Source organism: Paenibacillus sp. FSL R5-0527 (genome assembly GCF_038008055.1).
Taxonomy (GTDB): Bacteria; Bacillota; Bacilli; order Paenibacillales; family Paenibacillaceae; genus Fontibacillus; species Fontibacillus macerans.
On sequence record NZ_JBBOYI010000001.1, the window covers coordinates 2219188 to 2238939 of the forward strand.

The following is a 19752-nucleotide window of genomic DNA, read 5'->3' on the forward strand; positions in this document are numbered from 1 at the left end:
GGATGAAGCTGCGTGAAATTGCCCATTCCCGGACAGGCGACAAAGGCGATATCTCCAACATTTCGCTGATCGTGTATAAAGAAGCCGATTATGAAGCCGTAAAGGCGCAGGTCACCGCGGAGAAGGTGCGGGAGTTTTTCGGCGATATTGTCCAGGGGGACGTGGTACGTTATGAGCTGCCCCGTTTGTATGCTTTGAACTTCGTCATGTCCAAGGCGTTGGGCGGCGGAGTGACCCGTTCGCTGGCGATCGATATGCATGGCAAAAGCCTTTCCTCGGCGTTTTTGGAGCTGGAGATCGAGTTGGATTAAAATTATGTGCTATGCAGGTGGCCGGTAAAGAAGCATGCCGTGCCGTGCGTGTGACGGCAAAAGAAGCGCGGTTTGCGCATTGATCGCGCTTCTTTCTTTTTTTAAAATAGGATGAAACCGTATTCAAGGAGGCGTTATGTGGAATAAAAGAGAACTGCTGCAGCTGCCGTCCGGTTCGTTGGCCGATTACTTTTTCGCCTTGCTCCGCTCGATTCAGGATGGGCTGCTCGTCATTGACAAGGAAGGCGTCGTACTGTTCATCAACCCCGAATATACCCGGATCACCGGGGTGACCGAAGCGGAGATTGTCGGCAAGCCGCTGCTGTCGGTTCGCCCTAACGCGCAGCTGGTGGAGGTGATGAAACAGAATAAGGTCGTGGTCGGATTGCGGCGGAAGGAGCGGAATGTCGAGTACGTCGTCGATATGGCCCCGATCGTTTTGGGCGGCCGGGTGGAAGGAGCGGTATCGATCTGCAAAGGCGCCGTCGAGGTCCATGAGCTGGTGAAGAAACTAGAAAAGAACAGCAAGGAACTCAAACGGCTGCAGCAAGGCATGAACAGCTTGAGTAAAGCCAAATACAGCTTCGAGCATATCATCGGTGCGGAAGGTGACCTGAAAGCGGTGATTGCCAAGGCGAAAAAGGTGGCCCGGTCCGCGATTTCGGTCGTGATTTACGGGGAGAGCGGGACCGGCAAGGAGCTGCTGGCTCAGGCGATTCACAATGAGAGCGGCCGCAGCGACAAGCCGTTCGTGGCCGTCAACTGCGCCGCTATCCCCGAAGCGCTGCTGGAAAGCGAGCTGTTCGGCTATGAGGAGGGCGCTTTTACGAACGCCAAACGCGGGGGGAAGCTTGGCCTGTTTGAGCTGGCGCATCAAGGCACGCTTTTTTTGGATGAAATTTCGGAGCTGCCTTACGATATCCAAGCCAAGCTGCTGCGGGTGCTGCAGGAATCGGCCCTCCGCCGGGTAGGCGGCGTTAGCGAGCTGGAGGTGGACGTGCGGGTGATCGCCGCAGCCAATAAGGATTTGGCCCAGATGGTGGAGAAGGGGCGGTTCCGGGAGGATCTTTTTTACCGGCTTAACGCCTTCATGCTGCAGCTGCCGCCGCTTCGCGCCAGGCACCGCGATATCGAAGCGATCGTGGATTCCATGCTGAAGCACGAGACGCGGGCCAACGGCCAGGATGCCGAAGCGTACGTCGTCGAGCCAGAGGTGATGGATATTTTCGCCCGGTATCATTGGCCCGGCAACGTTCGCCAGCTCAAAAACGTGATCGACTACGCCGTCTGCATGGCCGAGGGGAACACGATCACACCACGCGACCTGCCGGATTACATCCGCCAGGAGCACGCGGAGCGGCGGCCGGCCAGCCAAGGCGGCGGAAGCTTAAAAGAAGCGGTCGAACAAGCGGAACGCGCGGGGATTGCCCAAGTGCTGAAGCGGACGGACAATACTTTGGAAGGCCGCAAACAAGCCGCCCAAATGCTCGGCGTCTCCCTGGCCACCCTTTACAATAAAATAAAAAAATACGACCTGGAAGAAATCTCATAGGCAGTTTATTGTAAGGACCGGAGGATGCCGGTCTTTTATTTTTGGGTGGGGGGGGGGTAAAATGAACAAAATATATGCTTGTGGATATTTGGAGGAAAGCCCGGGAATTGTGCCGAATGCTTTAAGAAGATGTTCATTGAAAGCATGGGGTAAACTAGGGATTATTGAAAACTAAAGGCAGTATAAAAGAGTTATAACTAAGGTGCGTTTACTTCTAATATGCATTGGACGAAAAATTTGCCGAATCGCCCGCATCCTTTATACCGTAAGGGCTAAGAGTGAATTTTAAGGAGACTCTATTTACAGGACTCGCGGTTCATTGCAAGATGAATAATTAGCATAACCTGAAAAGACTGATACAACAAGGTTTTCTGGCTGCAAAAAATGAGGGTTTTATTTGAATGCTGTAAACTCAAAGATACAAATGAACAGACGAAGGAAGCGCTTTGAACTTTTGGTAGAATCATTTCAGATAATCACCAAATAATGGTAAATGGGCTATTGTGCTTAGTAGTAAGCGAGCGATTTTGAATTATGATGAATCAGAATCAATTTATAGCTTCATTTCATCCTCAAATCTTTTAAAGAAAGCAGCAGGGCTAATGTGAAGTGCTCTAGTCAACGAAATAATAGTCAACAGGGACGGGGCTTTCTCCGCATTTTCTAACTCGCTTATGTATGATCGATCAACACGGGAATACAAGCTCAATTGATCTTGCGTCATTTGATTTTCTTTTCGAAGTTCTCGAAGGACTCTTCCAAAAGCGAGGAGTTCTTTTGGTTTATTATGATTTTCCACAGTTAAAACCCCTTATTTTGGTAGTTATTTAATAGCGTACGATTTTTTTAAAGGGATTTTCTGTAGGCTATTGCCAACAAACTATGCGAAATGCTAGAATACAAATACTGGAATGTTTCAAACGTACTCCGAATGGAGTGATTCCATTATGATGGATAACCAAAATAAAATCGACCAGATTCAGTCCGGATGTGAATTATCGCGAAACTATATGAACCTTGCAGAACTGCTGTTGGAAGACCATATGTATGTGCCTGCAATAATATTTGGTGAGATGGCGATTATGTCTTTGTTGCGGGCGATTAGCTTGAAGCAAAGAGGGACGATGGGGTCAAATTATTTTGATCTAGATGATTTGACTGAGTTAATGAGGCAGAATATCGGGGTAAGACTCGATGAAGTGCTGTTTATTTATACGATTACTTATATAACCAGGGAAGTCAATATGTCATGTTTAAACAAAATCAATCGAGAACAATCCCAAAAGTTACTTTTGAAAGTTAAGGGTTTACTTGGCGAGCTATACTTAATCGTTAATGAATAAAACCTTCCCCAGCTGGACATCACGTACTGAGACCTACTCCACATGACTGCCTCCTATGAAAAATAAAAGAAGATCTGCCTCGGCATTACGGCACCGGGGATTTAGAAATCGTTATCACTCGGGACGACCAAATGGAGGCAGCGAAAACGCAAATCAAGCAAAGCTATGAAATGAGCTAATTCGAACATGTCCATGACCGTGAATAAACAAACCCGCCCTAATAACCTAAGTTACCGGGTGGGTTAGTGCTATTTCTTCAATATCCCCAAATACTCCACCCAAGGCCCGACGTCGGCCCTGTATCTGTTGGCCATGACCCTGGCGATTTGGGCGAGGTGTGTCAAATCGTGCACTACCCACGTGGACAGCAGTTCCCTTAACTTGACTTCACCAAACGCCGGATGTAAACCTGTTCGTTCAAGATGCGAAGCGGGGTCGACGAGCTCTTTGATTTTAACGATGTTTTGCGCTCGGAGCTCCTTGAATTCCCGTAGCCGATGTTCGATGGATGTTTCCGCTTTATCTTTCAAATGTGCGTTCCGGTCGAAAGGAGGGAACGGGTTGCTGTCACCGTCCTGGAGTATCGACTTTAGCCGCGGCAGCCAATTGCTTTTTTCCCCCTCGATCAGGTGATCGACCACTTCCGTGACATTCCAAGTGCCTTTGCCTTCACTGCACTTCAGCCAATCCTCGCTTAAGCCCGATAAAAAAACCTCCAAAGCGGCCGGCGTACGCACCAAAATCTCGATGGCTTCCAATAGTTTGAAATTCATGATAACCACTCCTTTTCCAAAAAGAGAAACAACCTTTTTACTTGTTCTTCAAACTTCTATCCAATCCTTCTATCACCGAATCCACCGGATCGAAGATTTTTATTCCTATGTTAAAAAAAACATTCTCCCTTCCTGACACATAGTTGTCAACAACGGTGTTTTACACTGGTTCCAGAAAACAACTTTGATGGCAGGAAAGGATGGGATTTTCGTGACTAAAGCAGCAAGCAACAAAATCGGAGTCGTCATTACCGGGCTCCTATTAGCCATTTTGATGGCTTCCATGGACAATACGATCGTCGCCACCGCGATGGGGACGATCGTCGGCGAGATCGGAGGGCTCGACAAGTTTGTTTGGGCGACCTCGGCGTATATGGTGGCGGAAATGGCGGGGATGCCGATTTTCGGCAAGCTGTCGGATATGTATGGACGCAAACGTTTTTTCGTGTTTGGAATCCTTGTTTTTATGATCGCCTCGGCATTATGCGGGACCGCCGGATCTATCGTGGAGCTTAGCTTGTACCGGGCGCTGCAGGGAATCGGAGCTGGCGCTATGGTTTCGATCGCTTTCACGATCATGTTTGACGTTGTTCCGCCAGCGGATCGGGGCAAAATGACGGGATGTTCGGGGCTCTGTTTGGCTTTGCGAGCATTGCGGCCCCGCTGCTGGGCGGGTATATTACGGAGCATCTTCATTGGGCGTGGATTTTTTATATTAACCTGCCGCTCGGCTTGATTGCATTTGTATTGATCGCGTTCTATTACAGAGAATCGGCGAAGCACGCCAAGCAGAAAATCGATATTTTGGGCGCAATCCTGCTGGTCGGCGCCGTTGTATGTCTCATGTTTGCGCTGGAGCTCGGCGGCAAGCAATATGCGTGGAACTCCCCACAAATCTTGGGGTTGTTCGCCGGATTTCTCTTATTGGCGGTACTGCTTGTTTTTGTGGAAAAAAGAGCGGCCGAACCGATCATCTCCTACCGGATGTTCCGAAACAGGCTGTTTACGACGAGCAATCTCGTCGGCATGCTGGGAGGTTCGGCGTTTATGACGGCATCCGTGTTCATTCCGATTTATATCCAAGGCGTGCTCGGCGGGACGGCCGCCAATTCGGGGCTTGTGCTGCTGCCGATGATGGTCGGCTCGGTCGTAACGGCAACGGCAGGCGGGTATTTGATTTCCAGATTTCCGTACCGTTCCGTACTGGCATCAACGTTGCTGCTTCTGATCGCAGGACTTGCGCTGTTAACGACACTACATGCGCATTCCCCGCGGATGTTGATCACGCTCTATATGACCCTTGTAGGTCTTGGCATCGGCTCGACCTTTTCGGTACTTAGCAGTGCAGCCATTCACCCGTTCACGGCGGCGCAGCGTGGGGCGGCTACTTCGACGCTGAATTTTAACCGTTCGCTCGGAATGACGCTGGGCATTACGATTTTCGGGATCTTGCAGAGCCATGCGCTGACCGCCAAGCTGACGGAAGCTTTGGGGGGAAGCGGAGCGGGAGCCGCCGGAGAGGGAATCGATTTCGGCGATCCTTACGTATTGCTCAATCCAGAGCAGCGCCAATCGCTGGATCCGACGACCCTTGGTGCGATCACAGAGGGCTTGGCTTCGTCGATCGCGGGAACCTTTGCCTGGAGCCTGATTCCGGCTGTGCTGGCACTTGTTTCGGCGCTGTTCATGACAAAGGAAAAACTGGAACTGCCGCAGCAGGCGGACGGGGCTCAAGCTCAACAAGACGGTTACGTGCCCTCCCATTAACCGACTTTTGTTGGGCAGCCGGTATCGTTTATGATGATAAGAAGCAACGGTTTTAGGAAGGGGGGGCATAATGAAGCTGGAACGTCTCATGGCGATTACCATGATTTTATTGAATCGCAAAAGGGTGCAGGCGCAGGAACTTGCCGACAAGCTGGAGGTGTCGCTACGGACGATTTACCGTGATTTGGAGTCGCTAAGCATGGCGGGAATCCCCCTAGTCTCCTATACCGGGACGGACGGCGGTTATGAAATTATGGAAGGTTACCGTCTGGATCGGCAGATGCTGACGTTTGATGAGTTGACTGCTTTGGTGACCGCGCTTCGCGGTCTTCAATCAACACAGGCGCTGGAAGCCTCCAATATCGACCGTCTTCTGGAAAAGGTCGGAACCCTGGTGAGCCAAGCCGAGCAGGAACGGTTCTCCGGGGGCCATCAGCTCCAGATTGATTTTGCCCCATGGAAAAACAGCGACTCGGAGCGCAAAAAATATGAGTCTCTGCTGCAGGCCGTCAAAGGGTTGAAACGGATCCGGTTTCATTACCTGAATGCGAAGGGCGAGGACACGGAACGCTGCATAGAGCCAACGGGCCTTGCGCTGAAAGGATACGTATGGTATTTACACGGGTATTGCTTGTCCCGTAGGGCCTTTCGGACGTTCAGACTATCCCGGATTAGGGATCTCCAGGTACTGAAGGAAACCTTTATCCCCCGCGATTTGACGGAAGACCAGAACCCGCGCTGGGAATGGAAGAGGGACGCGAACTGCCCGAAGGTCGACCTGGTGCTGCGAATTTCCGGGGATGCCAAGGTGCATGGGGCAGATCGTTTTGAGGAACATGAAATTGAACGGCAGGCCGATGGAACCATTCTGGTTCGCACTTCGCTGCCGGAGGGCAAGTGGCTGACGAATTTTTTGCTGCAATTCGGGACGGATTTGCTTGTTCTGGAACCTGCCTATATGGCGGGAAAGCTTCAAGAGGCAGCGCTGAAGATCGCGGGTCTGTATGGCGGCAGCCATACGAGCGTAAGGGAAGTTGAATAGGAAGTGCCGCGAAAAGGCAGGCATCTCAATAAATAAACGTTCAAAGGAGGATTTTCCTATGAAATTGGCAGGTCAAGCAGCGATCGTAACGGGCGGGTCCCGGGGGATAGGCCGGGCAACTGCTTTAATGTTGGCGGAACGCGGAGCGAAGGTCGTCGTCAACTATCTATCGAACACTGAAGCGGCGGAAGCGGTGGTGTCCGAGATTCGGGCAACAGGCGGGGAAGCGATCGCCGTTCAGGCCGATGTACGCGAGGGAGGCCAGGTTCAGCAGCTCGTTTCTCAAGCCAAGGCGGCGTTTGGCCGGGTCGATATATTGGTGTGTAACGCCAACATGAGCTTTTCTTTTAAACCTTTTGCCGAAATGTGTTGGGAGGAATTTTCGCAAAAGCTCAATGATGAACTGAAAGCGGCTTTCGTCACATCGCAAGCGGTAATTCCGACGATGGTCGAGCAGCGTTTTGGGCGAATCATCTACGTATCCAGCACCCTGGGCAAAGACCCTTCGCCGAACATGATCGCCCACGGCACAGCCAAAGGCGGAGTGGATACGTTTGCCGTCTATATTGCGCAGGAGTTCGGTTCTTATGGGATCACCGCCAACGTAGTCGCTCCCGGCTTGGTGCAGACCGATGCCACGGCGTTCATGTCGGACAAGGAAAAAGAAATGATCAGCCGCTTCACCCCGCTTGGCCGGGTTGCGGAACCTGATGATGTGGCCGGCGTCATCGCGTTTCTTGCCAGCCCGGATTCCCGGTTCGTAACGGGAACGTATACGCCCGTAACGGGCGGGTTGGTGATGGAGTAGTATTTAAGCCAAAATTGATCTCGTATTGCGTAAAATTTGCTTCATCGGATCTGAATCGATGGGCAGGTGTCCGACAACTTTGATTTTTCTTTTGTTCACATCCAGGCTCTTTAACTGGTCCGTGAGTACCACTCCATTAATTTGAAGGCCTTCAGGAAGAGCAACTTCAAATGCATAGTTTTTAGTTTGGTTGGTTATCGGGCAAACCCAAGCAAAACCAGTTAATTCGTTAAAATCAAATTCAGACAATACGATAGCAGGACGGCGTCCAGCTTGTTCTCTTCCAGCTTGCGGATCAAAGTCAAGCCAGATCAGATCCCCCCGTGAAGGAATGGTCATCAAATCAACTCGTCTCCTTCTACACCAAAATCAATTTCATCATGGCGAGGGGAATTAGGCTTAATCTTTGAAAGAAGTTCCTTAAGGTGAGCACGCAAATCTTCATTGGTTTCCTGTGGTTTATTTAGCGGGCGGAGAAGAATGTCATTTTCCGGCGTTATCATGATTTCCACCTCAATACCTTCTTCCAAATTAAGATGTTTCATAATTTGATTCGGAATGCGTATCCCAGTACTATTTCCCCATTTACTGAGAGTGGCTGTTGCCATTAGAATCAAATCCTCTCCTTCTTGATACTTCATAGTATACCTCGCTCTTTCTTGAATGTATATACACATGATATACAAAGTTGGATAAAAAGATACCTTCTTCGTGGAGAAACCGGCAGAGATAAGGTTAACAAAAACCAGTAATTAGAAAAAAATGAAATGATACTAATTACCTAAGCATTTTTGGTTGTGAATCGCCCCTTTGGATTTCCCTATAGGTAGAAGATGGATGAAAGGGGGAAGTAGTTATGAAAGAACAGCCAACCGTGTACGAGCAATATCGGAAAGAAGTTTATCGGATCGCTTGGAGGATTCAGTACAGAGCCAAATTGGTAAGGAAGCGGGAATGTTCGTTCAACGGATTCGAACCGTCGGAAACTTGCTTCACCTCGTCTTCTGATGACAAAATCGTTGTGAAACAGTTGATTAACGCACTTCCCTCCGACACGGGAAAAGAGATCATCTACAAAATATATCTGCAGGACAAGACAGAAGGGGAAGTTGCCCGCGAGCTGAATATGACGCAACAAGGAGTGAACAAATGGAAGCGGAAAATGATCAAGGAGATGTCCCGGATGATGAAAAGTTCCTGAAGCGTACGCTCCGCTAAAAGCCGGCACTATTGCCGGCTTTTTTTCGCCAAAGGGGATGGGGCAAAAAAATCCAAAAAAGCGGTTGTTATTTTTGCTCCCGTTCTACCCTTATAAGTGAGCGCGGCGGTAATACTTTAACAGTTGAAAGCGCCAATCTAAAGGCAGCGTTTAGACTGACAAAGCTTCCGTTTTGCGGAAAAGGCTGTGAAGGGCTTGTGTTACATATTCCCGGTCCGCGAGCTTGCTTTGCACTTCTTTTTCCCAAACATCGGTGTTTTCGGTTAAGGAAGCTAATGTATCGACGCCGTACCACTTTTGCATATCATCACGGGTCACTTTATACGCTGCGGAGCCGTAGTTGAAAATAACCGCTTGCAGATTATCGATCAAAGCGAAGGCCGCAGTGGCGCTGTAGAGTAGTACCTGGCCGTCCTCTTGTTCTTGCTCTGGCTCGGTATTTTCGATGTTGAGCTGCACCGTAAAAGTATCCGGATCAAGCGCAAAGGAACTAATCGGCTTCGCTGGCAGTGAACGGAACAGTCCGCCTACCTTGGAAGCGTCCCCCATATATTTGGTTGCGAATTTTTCACTGCGAGTGATATCGTGCGTTAGGGGATTAAGCTGGGCCTGGTTAAGCTCTTGCTCTCGCCGCTCTGAATGCGGGACCCAAACCCCCTCCACCAATCCGAACAAAAGCAGCCCGGCCAAGAGCAGAACGAAGATTGAAATATTCCGGAATTTCATGTCATGTGAAACCTCCCTTGGTCTAGTTGACGGTAATTTTCCTATTCCTCTAGCGATGTGGCCCGCAAGTGATATCATGTTTGCGGATTAGCCGAACGGAAGCTTGGAACAGCAGCGGGATCGGAAGCGTCAGAAAAGGTTTGGCATAGCTCAACCCAACGACGGCAAATTGATAGGGGCCGCTGAGCGTGACCGGTCTGCCGAACCAGAGATTGTTGCCAAACTGAAGCGCAGTAACCGCCAGCACGGAGACAAAAATGAACAGCCCCCAGATGATCCAGGCCAAACCGGCATGCCGCCGGGCCATTCGCAGGCTGCGCCGGGCGGTACGGTCCAGGGATTCTTTTTTCCATAACGTGTTTAAGGTGAGATAGACGATTCCCGTACCCAAAACTAATGCAAACGTCAAATAACTAAGCGCGGATCGCTCGATCAGCCGCAACGGGATGGTGACAATCCAGAGAATCAGCGAAAAAAGCAGCGCCAGTTGGCCCAGTTCCAGACGATACCGGTTTACGAAAATCTCCCGGTCCTCCTCAATCAGTCCGTCAACGCTGGGGATGTCGGCAACGGCCAGCCTCACCGCCTCGTTGTAATCCATCCCTTCCTTCATCAAATCGGCAACCTTGGCCTCCAAATTCCCGGCGATCTCATCCTTCATTTCGCGAATTTCCGGCGTGTCCGGGTAAGGGGCGAACAAGCGGTTCACGTGTTTTTGCAACATATTCAAGATGATTCCTCCTGTCTTTCAATCAAAAGATCAATGAGTCCGCGGGCCATTTTCCAGGCGGACAGATTCGCCCGGTAAGTTTCGGCTCCCTCGGGCGTGATACGGTAATATTTGCGCCGTCCGCCCTGGCTTTCTTCTCCCCAATAAGATTCGATCAACCCTTGGCCCTCCAGACGCTTGAGGCTGGTGTATAACGAGGGCTCTTTCAAATCGTATTGCCCCTTGCTGATGACGGTAATGGATTTCATAATCTCGTAACCGTAATTATCCCCTTCGAGCAGCACCCGAAGAATAATCGTGTCGATATGGCCGCGGATCAGGTCCCGGCTAATGCCGCTTTCATTCAATCGCTTCACCTCGATGGCAGGGTGGAATTAAAACCGTGATGATGAATACAATGTACTGCATATTACTATGTGTGTCAATGTAATTTTGCTTATTGAAGGTAAGGATATTTACGTGTTGACAAAGAAAACATTTGTAACTATACTGGTTACAACGGTGGTGATACCCTATGAAGCAGATCAGTACGCGCTTTTCGATTGCCGTGCACACCCTTTCCCTGATTGCGGTCACGCCGGATTGCACCGGGGATTTTATCGCCGGCAGCGTGAACACGAATCCCGTGATCATCCGGAGAATTATGGGAATGCTGAAAAAAGCGGGATTGGTGGAGGTGCGGCCAGGGGTGGGAGGAGCCGCTTTGCTCAAGGAACCGGACCGGATCACGCTCCTGGATGTTTATCGGGCCGTGAATGTGGCGGAGGAGAACCAGTTGTTCCGCATCCATGAAAATTCCAATATTGCTTGTCTCGTGGGACGGAATATCGAAAACGTTCTGCAAGCGGAATTGAAAGACGCCCAATTGGCGATGGAACATAGGCTGGCGCAAACGACGCTGGGCCAGATTATCGAAAAGTTTCAATAAAAGCTCACATAAGAGCTTTTATTTATACATTTGTTGTAACCGAATGTGTTATAACGGAATGAACTACACCAATTTAATGGAGGCAAAGCCGATGAAAATTTTAGTGACTGGCGCAACGGGAAAACTGGGAACGAAAGTGGTTGAGACGCTGCTTAAGTCCGTACCGGCTAGCGATCTGGCTGTCAGCGTGCGCAACCCGGAGAAAGCGGAAGGGCTTAAGGCGCGTGGCGTAGAGGTGCGGCAGGGCGATTTTGACCGTCCGGAAACGTTGGAAACGGCTTTTAAAGGCGTTGAACGTTTACTGCTCATTTCTGCGGATGGCGACAACGAAACAAGAATCCGGCAGCACCAAACTGCCGTAACGGCCGCCGAGCGCGCCGGGGTCAAATTTATTGCTTACACGAGCATCGCCAATGCCCAAGCAAGCAAAAACATGCTGGCTCCAACGCATAAGGCAACCGAAGAAGCAATTATGAAAACGGGAATTCCTTATTCTTTTCTGCGCAACAACTGGTACCTGGAAAATGAAACTTCGACCATTCAGGCCGTTTTGTCCGGGGCCCCTTGGGTGACTTCGGCAGGAAACGGCAAGGTAGGCTGGGCGCTTCAACAAGAATACGCGGAAGCGGCGGCGGCGGTATTGACGGGAGACGGTCACGAAAATACGATCTACGAGCTCTCCGGCAAGCTGTTGACCCAGGAAGAACTGGCTTCCGCGCTAGGCGCTGTGTTGGGTAAGGATGTGCAAGTGCAGCAAGTGGACGACGCCGCTTACGCGGACATCATGAAAACCGCCGGCGTGCCCGACTTCGTAATCCCGATGCTGGTAGGGATTCAACAAGGCATTCGCGAAGGCACTTTGGAAGTTGAAAGCAACGATTTCGAAAAAGTGCTCGGCCGCCCGCTAACGCCTATTCAAGAAGCCCTTGGCCAACTGGTGAAAGGAATCTCCTAACCCGACGCAAGCAAGACGCCAAAAGCCGACCTCTCCGAATAAACGAGAGGCCGGTTTTTGGCGTCTATGGAAAAAAGAATTAAAACCGTTTTGTACCTGGCTTTGCCGCATTGGGAGCTTTATGATGAGAAAGGGCGACAAAGCGGAATGCCAAACCGGAGCATTGCTGCAGGCCGCCCGGAATCATAAAGAATGGAGATGAAATCAATGAACATCAACAACCTGGATATTGCCAAACAACATATCCGTGATCTTCAGATGGAGATGGAGAGGTGCAGGATAGCTGAGCAGATGCGGCGGCTAGCCAAAGAGCAGGCCAAAGAGCGGGCCAAGTCGATGCGGAACGAGGCTCCGCGCGAAAAGAAACGCGGGTCCCTACTCACGCCGATCCTGATGAAGATGAGAAGACTGCTGTAATTGGATGGTCATATGCAGCGCTTCTCACCTCATTCCAGGACGGCGTTTTTTATTGGTTCCGAGCGTTCGCGACGAACGGTACAACTCCGAAATGATCCGCAGCGATTTGATCCCTTCCGCCTCATCAATCCAAAACTTGCGTCCATCCCGGATATGATCGTAGAAATCGGCAATAAGCAGCTCATAGGCATTAGTAGTGTAAAAGTTAGCCACATCCCGTTTTAAAGGCGATGCCGACATGCGTGGTGTCTTCGACCTCGATCGCATCAGCGAGGACACCTGCCCCTGTCTGTTGTCGCTCAAAGACAATGTCGAAAAAGAAGGGATTTTTTTGAAGTAGGTCGAATTTACCAGAATGGGATTAATTTCATGGGGAGAATTGAATCAAAAACATAGAACCAAAGGGGAATGACAATCAATGCAAAGTCGGTGCGATTTCATCATCCAACAGCGTTTTCCGCACTTGGCGCAGTTAACTTCCAGGGATGATATTAAGCTTGTTCCTGCTGGAAGCGGGGGCAACAATCTAATGGTAGTTCAAAATGGTGCTGAAAATTTTATTTATGAACAAGCTGATTCTGGAGCTCAAATCGCGGCTTGGGTTACCCAATTTGAACATGTGATGAAGGAAGCGCATGTCATTTTTTTCGGCATCGGCCTTGGATATCATATTAAGGCTTTTCAATGTATGCATCCCGAAATTCCCTTTTCCATTTTCGAGCCCAACGCGGGAATTATGTCGGCATTCCTAGAGCAAAGTACTTCTAATGTGTGTGAAATTTTGTCTTCTGCCGATCAAATCATGTTAGGAGATCCTTTAGCAAAAACGGTGCCTATGCTAGCAGAACTTATAGACCGGGTCTCCAGAATCATGGTGGCCATTTGGCCTGGTTATGCGAGGATATTCCCGGATGAGCTCAAGCAATTTAACGACACCCTTTGCCAATTAGTGAACTATAAGCAACAGAGAATGAAAGTTAATCAAATCTATGAAAAAGAATGGGCATTAAATAGCATACATAACCTACCGTTTGTATTAAATACTCCTAATTTTCTGCAAAAAGGAGAACCATACATTGAAGGCAAACCTGTTGTTATTGTGTCGGCCGGACCTTCGCTTAATGATGAAATAGAGCATCTGCGAACGATAAAAGAGAAGGGGCTCGCCTATATTTTTTCAGTAGGATCGGCAATCAATGCCTTAATAGAGCACGGAATATACCCACACGGCACTTTTAGCTACGATCCGAATCCCTATAACGTGAACGTTATCAGAAAAATAATTGATGAACAGATCGATACGATTCCGCTTATTTTTGGAAGCACAGTTGGCAGAAATACCCTGGACTCTTATCCAGGCCCTCGAATGCATGTCATTATATCTCAGGATGAGGTATCGACCCGATTGCTTCGCAGCGAATCGGGCGAAGCGCCTTCAATTATCAACGATGCTCCATCTGTTGCAGTGATTGCCTTACAATGCATGGTTCGGATGAGAGCAAGTACGATTATCCTGGTAGGACAAAATCTGGCTTACCGCAGCCAGAAATACTATGCTTCCGGGGTAACGAATTCAACGGGTGTTCCCTATGGGGAAGGGATGATTCAGATTGAAGGCGTGAATGGGGATAAGGTGGTAAGCAATCCTTCTTTTATCAAAATGAAAAAGGAGATGGAGTTCTACATCCGTGCTAGTTCGGGGGTTGAGTTTATCAACACGACCCGGGAGGGCGCACGGATTGAAGGGACGAATTTCGCGTTTCTGGATGAAGTGATCAGGCTGAGACTTCATGAAAAAAATGTCGACACAGGATGGATGTTTGACAAAGACTCTTCCGGTTACGATATCTCCTTTTTTAAGAGGAACATACATAAACTACAGCAGGATGGGGAGATGTTCCGGAGGATTTTTGAGCAACTGCAGCAAAAGCTGATGGAACTGGCCTATTTGGTCAAATCCGGTTCAGAAGAGAAGGCAGGTACAGCTTTAGCCCATTTTGACAATTTATTTGCCGATATGATCAGCAATCCGTATTTCAAATTATACATATTACCCAGAAACCGGATGGGTTACGAGTTTTTATACAGCAAAATGGACTCTATTAAAAATGACCGCCAAACATTAAGCAAAGCCCATAAGGTTGTTTTGCACTTCGGAGATTTTGTGTGGAGCTGCCAGCAGGATTATGTAAAGTCCAAAGATATCATAGATCGCTTTCATATTACTAACATGGGTTAGGAGACATGACAATGGCCAGAAAAAAAAGAAAACTGGAAAAAGTTGATCATATATTAAAAGTTACTTTGTTAACCTCACAAGTCATAAACCTGACGAATCCTTTTTATGCTAATGCTAACGGGTTGACAGAACAAGACCAAATCCATTACGCCGACCCGGACAATGCCGTAACCGTTACGGATTCCACGTATGACGTTGGACCGCAAACCTTTTATATTATGGCCGATGATCCGTTGGAATTATTGCAGATGCTTCCTTATGGTAGTGGAGTTTCGTTGACTCCATTGCTTAGTTTACTATTTGATCAGGAACCAAGTCTCGGAACCGGAGAGATCGCGGTGTACCGGCAGTCGGACAACCGGATGGTGGACCGGCTGAGCGGAGGGAACGTGCGGTTGAGCGGGAATATGGCGATCATTAGCCTGAACTCTCCGCTGGCGGACGACACGAGATATTACGTGGAAGTCACCTCGGGGATGTTTCTGGATGGAGCAGGCCAAGGATTTGGCGGCATTCGCGGCCCCTGGACGTGGAACTTCCGGACGATGGACCAAACCGCGCCGCAGCTAGTAGACAAGAGTCCGCAAGGTAGCGGAGCGAGCTTAAGCCCGTGGCTGAACATGACGTTTAGCGAGCCGGTGGAGTGGGGAACCGGGGACGTAATCATCCATGAAGCGGTGGACGGTAGCGTAGCGGGACAAGCCCATGTATCGGGCGGCACGTTAACCGATGGCTATGGGTACTTAAACGGAAATGAAGCCGAGTTATACTTGTACAACTGGGGCCTGGAAAGCGGGATGTCATACTACGTGGAAGTCACGCCGGGAACGCTGGTGGACCGTAGCGGGAACCCGTTTGCGGGAGTCCTAGGCGCAGGCGAGTGGACGTTTACGACGCGAGACGAGGCGCCGTACTATACAGACCTGTGGCCGCAAAGCGGGGGCTCGGAATTACAGCCAGAGCTCACGATTCGCTTCAGCGAAACGATTCATCTTGGAACCGGAGAAATCGCGGTGTACCGGCAGTCGGACAACCAGATGGTGGACCGGCTGAGCGGAGGGAACGTGCGGTTGAGCGGGAATATGGCGATCATTAGCCTGAACTCTCCGCTGGCGGACGACACGAGATATTACGTGGAAGTCACCTCGGGGATGTTTCTGGATGGAGCAGGCCAAGGATTTGGCGGCATTCGCGGCCCCTGGACGTGGAACTTCCGGACGATGGACCAAACCGCGCCACAGCTAGTGGACAAAAGCCCGCAAGGAAGCGGAGCGAGCTTAAGCCCCTGGCTGAACATGACGTTTAGCGAACCGGTACAGTGGGGAACCGGGGACGTAATCATCCATGAGACAGCGGATGGCGGCGTAGCGGGACAAGCCCGCGTGTCGGGCGGCACGGTAATCGATGGCTATGGGAATTTGAACGGAAATGAAGCCCAGTTGTACCTATACAACTGGGGTATGGAAAGCGGGACGTCATACTACGTGGAAGTCACGCCGGGAACGCTGGTGGACCGGAGCGGGAACCCGTTTGCGGGAGTCCTTGGTTCGAGCGAGTGGACGTTCACGACGCGAGACGAGGCGCCGTACTATACAGACCTGTGGCCGCAAAGCGGGGGCTCGGAATTACAGCCAGAGCTCACGATTCGCTTCAGCGAAACGATTCATCTTGGAACCGGAGAAATCGCGGTGTACCGGCAGTCGGACAACCGGATGGTGGACCGGCTGAGCGGAGGGAACGTGCGGTTGAGCGGGAATATGGCGATCATTAGCCTGAACTCTCCGCTGGCGGACGACACGAGATATTACGTGGAAGTCACCTCGGGGATGTTTCTGGATGGAGCAGGCCAAGGATTTGGCGGCATTCGCGGCCCCTGGACGTGGAACTTCCGGACGATGGACCAAACCGCGCCACAGCTAGTGGACAAAAGCCCGCAAGGAAGCGGAGCGAGCTTAAGCCCCTGGCTGAACATGACGTTTAGCGAACCGGTACAGTGGGGAACCGGGGACGTAATCATCCATGAGGCAGCGGATGGCGGCGTAGCGGGACAAGCCCGCGTGTCGGACGGCACGGTAATCGATGGCTATGGGAATTTGAACGGAAATGAAGCCCAGTTGTACCTATACAACTGGGGTATGGAAAGCGGGACGTCATACTACGTGGAAGTCACACCGGGAACGCTGGTGGACCGTAGCGGGAACCCGTTTGCGGGAGTCCTAGGCGCAGGCGAGTGGACGTTTACGACGCGAGACGAGGCGCCGTACTATACGGACTTGTGGCCGCAAAGCGGCGGCTCGGAACTGCAGCCGCAGCTCACGATTCGCTTCAGCGAAACGATTCATCTCGGAACCGGAGAAATCGCGGTGTACCGGCAGTCGGATAACCAGATGGTAGACCGTCTGAGCGGAGGGAACGTGCGTCTGAGCGGGAATATGGCGATTATTAGCCTGAACTCTCCGCTGGTAGACGACACGAGGTATTACGTGGAAGTCACCTCCGGGATGTTCCTGGATGGGGCAGGCCAAGGGTTTGCCGGCATCCGCGGCCCCTGGGCGTGGAGCTTCCGGACGATGGACCAAACGGCGCCGCATTTGGTGGACAAGAGTCCACAAGGCAGCGGAGCAAGCCTAAGCCCTTGGCTGAACATGACGTTTAGCGAACCGGTACATTGGGGAACTGGGGACGTAATCATCCATGAAGCGGTGGACGGTAGCGTAGCGGGACAAGCCCATGTATCAGGCGGCACGTTAACCAATGGCTATGGGTACTTAAACGGAAATGAAGCCGAGTTATACCTATACAACTGGGGCCTGGAAAGCGGGACGTCATACTACGTGGAAGTCACGCCGGGAACGCTGGTGGACCGTAGCGGGAACCCGTTTGCGGGAGTCCTAGGCGCAGGCGAGTGGACGTTCACGACGCGGGACGAGGCGCCGTACTATACGGACCTGTGGCCGCAAAGCGGCGGCTCGGAATTGCAGCCGGAGCTCACGATTCGCTTCAGCGAAACGATTCATCTTGGAACCGGAGAGATCGTGGTGTACCGGCAGTCGGACAACCAGATGGTAGAGCGGCTGAGCGGAGGAAACGTACGGTTAAGCGGGAATATGGCGATCATTAGCTTGAACTCTCCGCTGGCGGACGACACGAGGTATTACGTGGAAGTCACCTCCGGGATGTTCCTGGACGGGGCAGGCCAAGGGTTTGGCGGCATTCGCGGCCCCTGGGCGTGGAGCTTCCGGACGATGGACCAAACGGCGCCGCAGCTGGTGGGCAAGAGCCCACAAGGAAGCGGAGCAAGCCTAATCCCTTGGCTGAACATGACATTTACCGAGCCGGTACAGTGGGGAACCGGGGACGTAATCATCCATGAGGCAGCGGACGGCAGTGTAGCGGGGCATGTCCGTGTGTCGGGCGGTACGGTTACGGATGGCTATGGCTATTTGAACGAGACCACGGCCCAATTGAATCTTAAACAAAGATTGGAAAGCGGGACTTCATACTACGTAGAAGTTACGCCGGGGACGCTGGTGGACCGGAGTGGAAATCAGTTTGCGGGAGTTCTTGGCTCAAGCGAATGGGCATTTAAAACGATATCGAGCACGCCAAACGTTACTTCACAAAAGTCCAGAAAATCAGCCGTCACCAGCCGGACTAACCAGGATTCGGTTTCCCCAGTTTCGCCGCAGAGCGGGATAATGGCCTATGCCCAAGTCACGGTAGGAGCAACCGATGCCAGCGAACTGACAACAATTAATATTCATGCTGAGACCTTATCCAGTGAACTGCAAAACAGTGGAGCGGCTCATGATGAACCGCGAGTGTTGATGATAGATGCTGCCAAATACGGATCGAATATTCTCATCAATCTGCCTTTGGAGGCTTTTCGCAATGTGGGCCCATTAGAAAACCTGCGCATTGGATTCGGATCTTCAAATGCCCAATACTTGTTGCCTGCAGAGCTGATCCAGCAATGGTCTAACACGTATGAAGATGATTCATTGTCCGTTCAGATCATGAAATTGGACGAAAAGACGGGTTCATTGATTCAAGGTATAGTGCTGGATGAGGGGGCTGTTCAAGCAGAACCCGGCCCTATCGACTTTTCGATTCGGATTGGAGATGTGGAGGTATCGGATTTCTCTAAGGAATACGTAGAACGAAAAATCCTTTTGAATCAACCGGTTCCCGCAGACCGTTCGACAGCGGTTTGGATCAATCCCGAAACAAATCGGGTATCCTTTGTTCCTTCGTTGTTTCAAGATAAGAATGGGGCTACGGAGGTTTCGATAAAAACCGACCATAACAGCATATATACCGTATTGTCAAACGATAAGAGCTTTGCTGATATGAATAGCCATTGGGCTCGTAATGATGTGGAACTTATGGCGAATAAATTACTTTTGCATGGAGCAGCTTCTGATAAATTCGAGCCTAATCGTGCGATAACCCGAGGTGAATTTGTCGTTTTGGTAGTTCGTGGGTTGGGATTGAAGGAAGAAGAACCAGGGTCAGACCTATTTTTGGACGTGTCCGCTAATGATTGGTTTGCGGGAAGCATCGGAGCGGCACTAAGAGCAGGATTGGTGCAGGGTTATGGTAATAAATTCAATCCTAACACCCCAATAACCCGGGAAGAAATGGCTGTTATAGCGCAAAAAGCGGTTGAGTATGTCGAAGGAAGCGAGATAAAGACGGATTCGGAAGCCCGGACACCAGTTTTCAAGGATGAAGAAACGGTATCGCCATGGGCGAAAAACGCTATGAATCAAGCCTTGAATCAAGGGCTGATCCAAGGCACAAACCAAGATACGATCGCTCCAAAACAAAATGCCTCTCGGGCAGAGGCCGCTTCATTTGTTAAAAGGTTGCTGAAATATTTGAAATTTATCGACTAGGTAAATTGCTAGGAAAGTCTAGAAGTAGAAGCTTCCCGAAAGTC

General features: G+C 50.5%; 19 protein-coding genes and 1 pseudogene. 12 read left to right on the plus strand and 8 right to left on the minus strand.

The genetic code is table 11. The features are described 5' to 3' along the window. Positions 1 to 2 precede the first annotated feature (2 nt). Positions 3 to 311, plus strand: coding sequence for an AtuA-related protein (locus NYE69_RS09755; RefSeq protein ID WP_340925992.1), 309 nt, complete (start codon positions 3 to 5; stop codon positions 309 to 311). Between the two features lie 136 nt (positions 312 to 447). Beyond that, entirely contained in the window at positions 448 to 1863 is a 1416-nt protein-coding gene (locus NYE69_RS09760; protein ID WP_340925994.1) for a sigma-54 interaction domain-containing protein, read from the plus strand. A gap of 553 nt (positions 1864 to 2416) precedes the next feature. Here the strand turns inward: NYE69_RS09760 and NYE69_RS09765 are convergent. Further along, positions 2417 to 2662, minus strand: a complete 246-nt coding sequence (locus NYE69_RS09765) for a helix-turn-helix domain-containing protein (protein WP_340925995.1) — start codon at positions 2660 to 2662, stop codon at positions 2417 to 2419. Positions 2663 to 2810: 148 nt separating this feature from the next. Between NYE69_RS09765 and NYE69_RS09770 the strand changes: the two genes are divergently transcribed. After that, a complete protein-coding gene (locus NYE69_RS09770) occupies positions 2811 to 3206 on the plus strand; it encodes a hypothetical protein (protein WP_340925996.1) in 396 nt (131 codons plus the stop codon). A gap of 248 nt (positions 3207 to 3454) precedes the next feature. Here NYE69_RS09770 and NYE69_RS09775 read toward each other — a convergent pair whose 3' ends face one another. Continuing rightward, positions 3455 to 3979: a DinB family protein gene (locus tag NYE69_RS09775; RefSeq protein WP_340925998.1), complete on the minus strand. Its 525-nt coding sequence runs from the start codon at positions 3977 to 3979 to the stop codon at positions 3455 to 3457. A 187-nt stretch (positions 3980 to 4166) separates the two neighbouring features. Here NYE69_RS09775 and NYE69_RS09780 point away from each other — a divergent pair. The 3 genes and pseudogenes from NYE69_RS09780 to NYE69_RS09790 all read left to right on the plus strand — a co-directional run bounded on the left by NYE69_RS09780 (position 4167) and on the right by NYE69_RS09790 (position 7596). Then, positions 4167 to 5746: pseudogene (locus tag NYE69_RS09780) on the plus strand (MDR family MFS transporter). A gap of 70 nt (positions 5747 to 5816) precedes the next feature. Further along, positions 5817 to 6788: a helix-turn-helix transcriptional regulator gene (locus NYE69_RS09785; RefSeq protein ID WP_340926001.1), complete on the plus strand. Its 972-nt coding sequence runs from the start codon at positions 5817 to 5819 to the stop codon at positions 6786 to 6788. A 58-nt stretch (positions 6789 to 6846) separates the two neighbouring features. Continuing rightward, positions 6847 to 7596, plus strand: coding sequence for an SDR family NAD(P)-dependent oxidoreductase (locus NYE69_RS09790; protein WP_340926003.1), 750 nt, complete (start codon positions 6847 to 6849; stop codon positions 7594 to 7596). Positions 7597 to 7599: 3 nt separating this feature from the next. Here the strand turns inward: NYE69_RS09790 and NYE69_RS09795 are convergent, their stop codons facing one another. Both NYE69_RS09795 and NYE69_RS09800 read right to left on the minus strand, forming a co-directional pair. Then, entirely contained in the window at positions 7600 to 7935 is a 336-nt protein-coding gene (locus tag NYE69_RS09795; protein ID WP_340930341.1) for a type II toxin-antitoxin system PemK/MazF family toxin, read from the minus strand. Then, the gene (locus tag NYE69_RS09800) at positions 7935 to 8237 is read right to left on the minus strand and encodes an AbrB/MazE/SpoVT family DNA-binding domain-containing protein (RefSeq protein WP_340926005.1); all 303 of its coding nucleotides are present in this window, start codon (positions 8235 to 8237) and stop codon (positions 7935 to 7937) included. Before NYE69_RS09800 ends, NYE69_RS09795 begins: the two co-directional genes overlap by 1 nt. Positions 8238 to 8452: 215 nt before the next feature. Here NYE69_RS09800 and NYE69_RS09805 point away from each other — a divergent pair, with 215 nt between their 5' ends. Then, positions 8453 to 8797, plus strand: a complete 345-nt coding sequence (locus tag NYE69_RS09805; protein ID WP_036625538.1) for a hypothetical protein — start codon at positions 8453 to 8455, stop codon at positions 8795 to 8797. A 168-nt stretch (positions 8798 to 8965) separates the two neighbouring features. On the opposite strand, the gene NYE69_RS09810 is transcribed toward NYE69_RS09805, so the two are convergent. The 3 genes from NYE69_RS09810 to NYE69_RS09820 are packed head-to-tail and all read right to left on the minus strand — an operon-like array spanning position 8966 to position 10618. Then, entirely contained in the window at positions 8966 to 9541 is a 576-nt protein-coding gene (locus tag NYE69_RS09810) for a DUF4825 domain-containing protein (RefSeq protein WP_340926008.1), read from the minus strand. A 49-nt stretch (positions 9542 to 9590) separates the two neighbouring features. After that, positions 9591 to 10265, minus strand: a complete 675-nt coding sequence (locus NYE69_RS09815) for a permease prefix domain 1-containing protein (protein ID WP_340930343.1) — start codon at positions 10263 to 10265, stop codon at positions 9591 to 9593. A 2-nt stretch (positions 10266 to 10267) separates the two neighbouring features. Beyond that, a complete protein-coding gene (locus NYE69_RS09820) occupies positions 10268 to 10618 on the minus strand; it encodes a PadR family transcriptional regulator (RefSeq protein WP_340926009.1) in 351 nt (116 codons plus the stop codon). 167 nt (positions 10619 to 10785) lie between these two features. Here NYE69_RS09820 and NYE69_RS09825 point away from each other — a divergent pair, with 167 nt between their 5' ends. The 3 genes from NYE69_RS09825 to NYE69_RS09835 all read left to right on the plus strand — a co-directional run bounded on the left by NYE69_RS09825 (position 10786) and on the right by NYE69_RS09835 (position 12571). Then, on the plus strand, positions 10786 to 11199 hold the full coding sequence (locus tag NYE69_RS09825) for an Rrf2 family transcriptional regulator (protein ID WP_124331832.1): 414 nt from the start codon (positions 10786 to 10788) through the stop codon (positions 11197 to 11199). A gap of 91 nt (positions 11200 to 11290) precedes the next feature. Continuing rightward, positions 11291 to 12154 (plus strand): SDR family oxidoreductase, encoded by an 864-nt coding sequence (locus NYE69_RS09830; RefSeq protein WP_340926011.1) that lies wholly within the window; start codon positions 11291 to 11293, stop codon positions 12152 to 12154. A 207-nt stretch (positions 12155 to 12361) separates the two neighbouring features. Continuing rightward, a complete protein-coding gene (locus tag NYE69_RS09835; RefSeq protein WP_340926013.1) occupies positions 12362 to 12571 on the plus strand; it encodes a hypothetical protein in 210 nt (69 codons plus the stop codon). 24 nt (positions 12572 to 12595) lie between these two features. Here NYE69_RS09835 and NYE69_RS09840 read toward each other — a convergent pair whose 3' ends face one another. Further along, positions 12596 to 12838 carry a hypothetical protein gene (locus NYE69_RS09840; protein ID WP_340926014.1) on the minus strand — a complete coding sequence of 81 codons (243 nt, stop codon included), beginning with the start codon at positions 12836 to 12838 and terminating at the stop codon, positions 12596 to 12598. A gap of 151 nt (positions 12839 to 12989) precedes the next feature. On the opposite strand from NYE69_RS09840, the gene NYE69_RS09845 reads away from it, so the two are divergent. Continuing rightward, positions 12990 to 14810 carry a motility associated factor glycosyltransferase family protein gene (locus NYE69_RS09845; protein WP_340926015.1) on the plus strand — a complete coding sequence of 607 codons (1821 nt, stop codon included), beginning with the start codon at positions 12990 to 12992 and terminating at the stop codon, positions 14808 to 14810. Positions 14811 to 14821: 11 nt separating this feature from the next. Further along, on the plus strand, positions 14822 to 19708 hold the full coding sequence (locus tag NYE69_RS09850; RefSeq protein ID WP_340926016.1) for an Ig-like domain-containing protein: 4887 nt from the start codon (positions 14822 to 14824) through the stop codon (positions 19706 to 19708). Positions 19709 to 19752 lie beyond the last annotated feature (44 nt).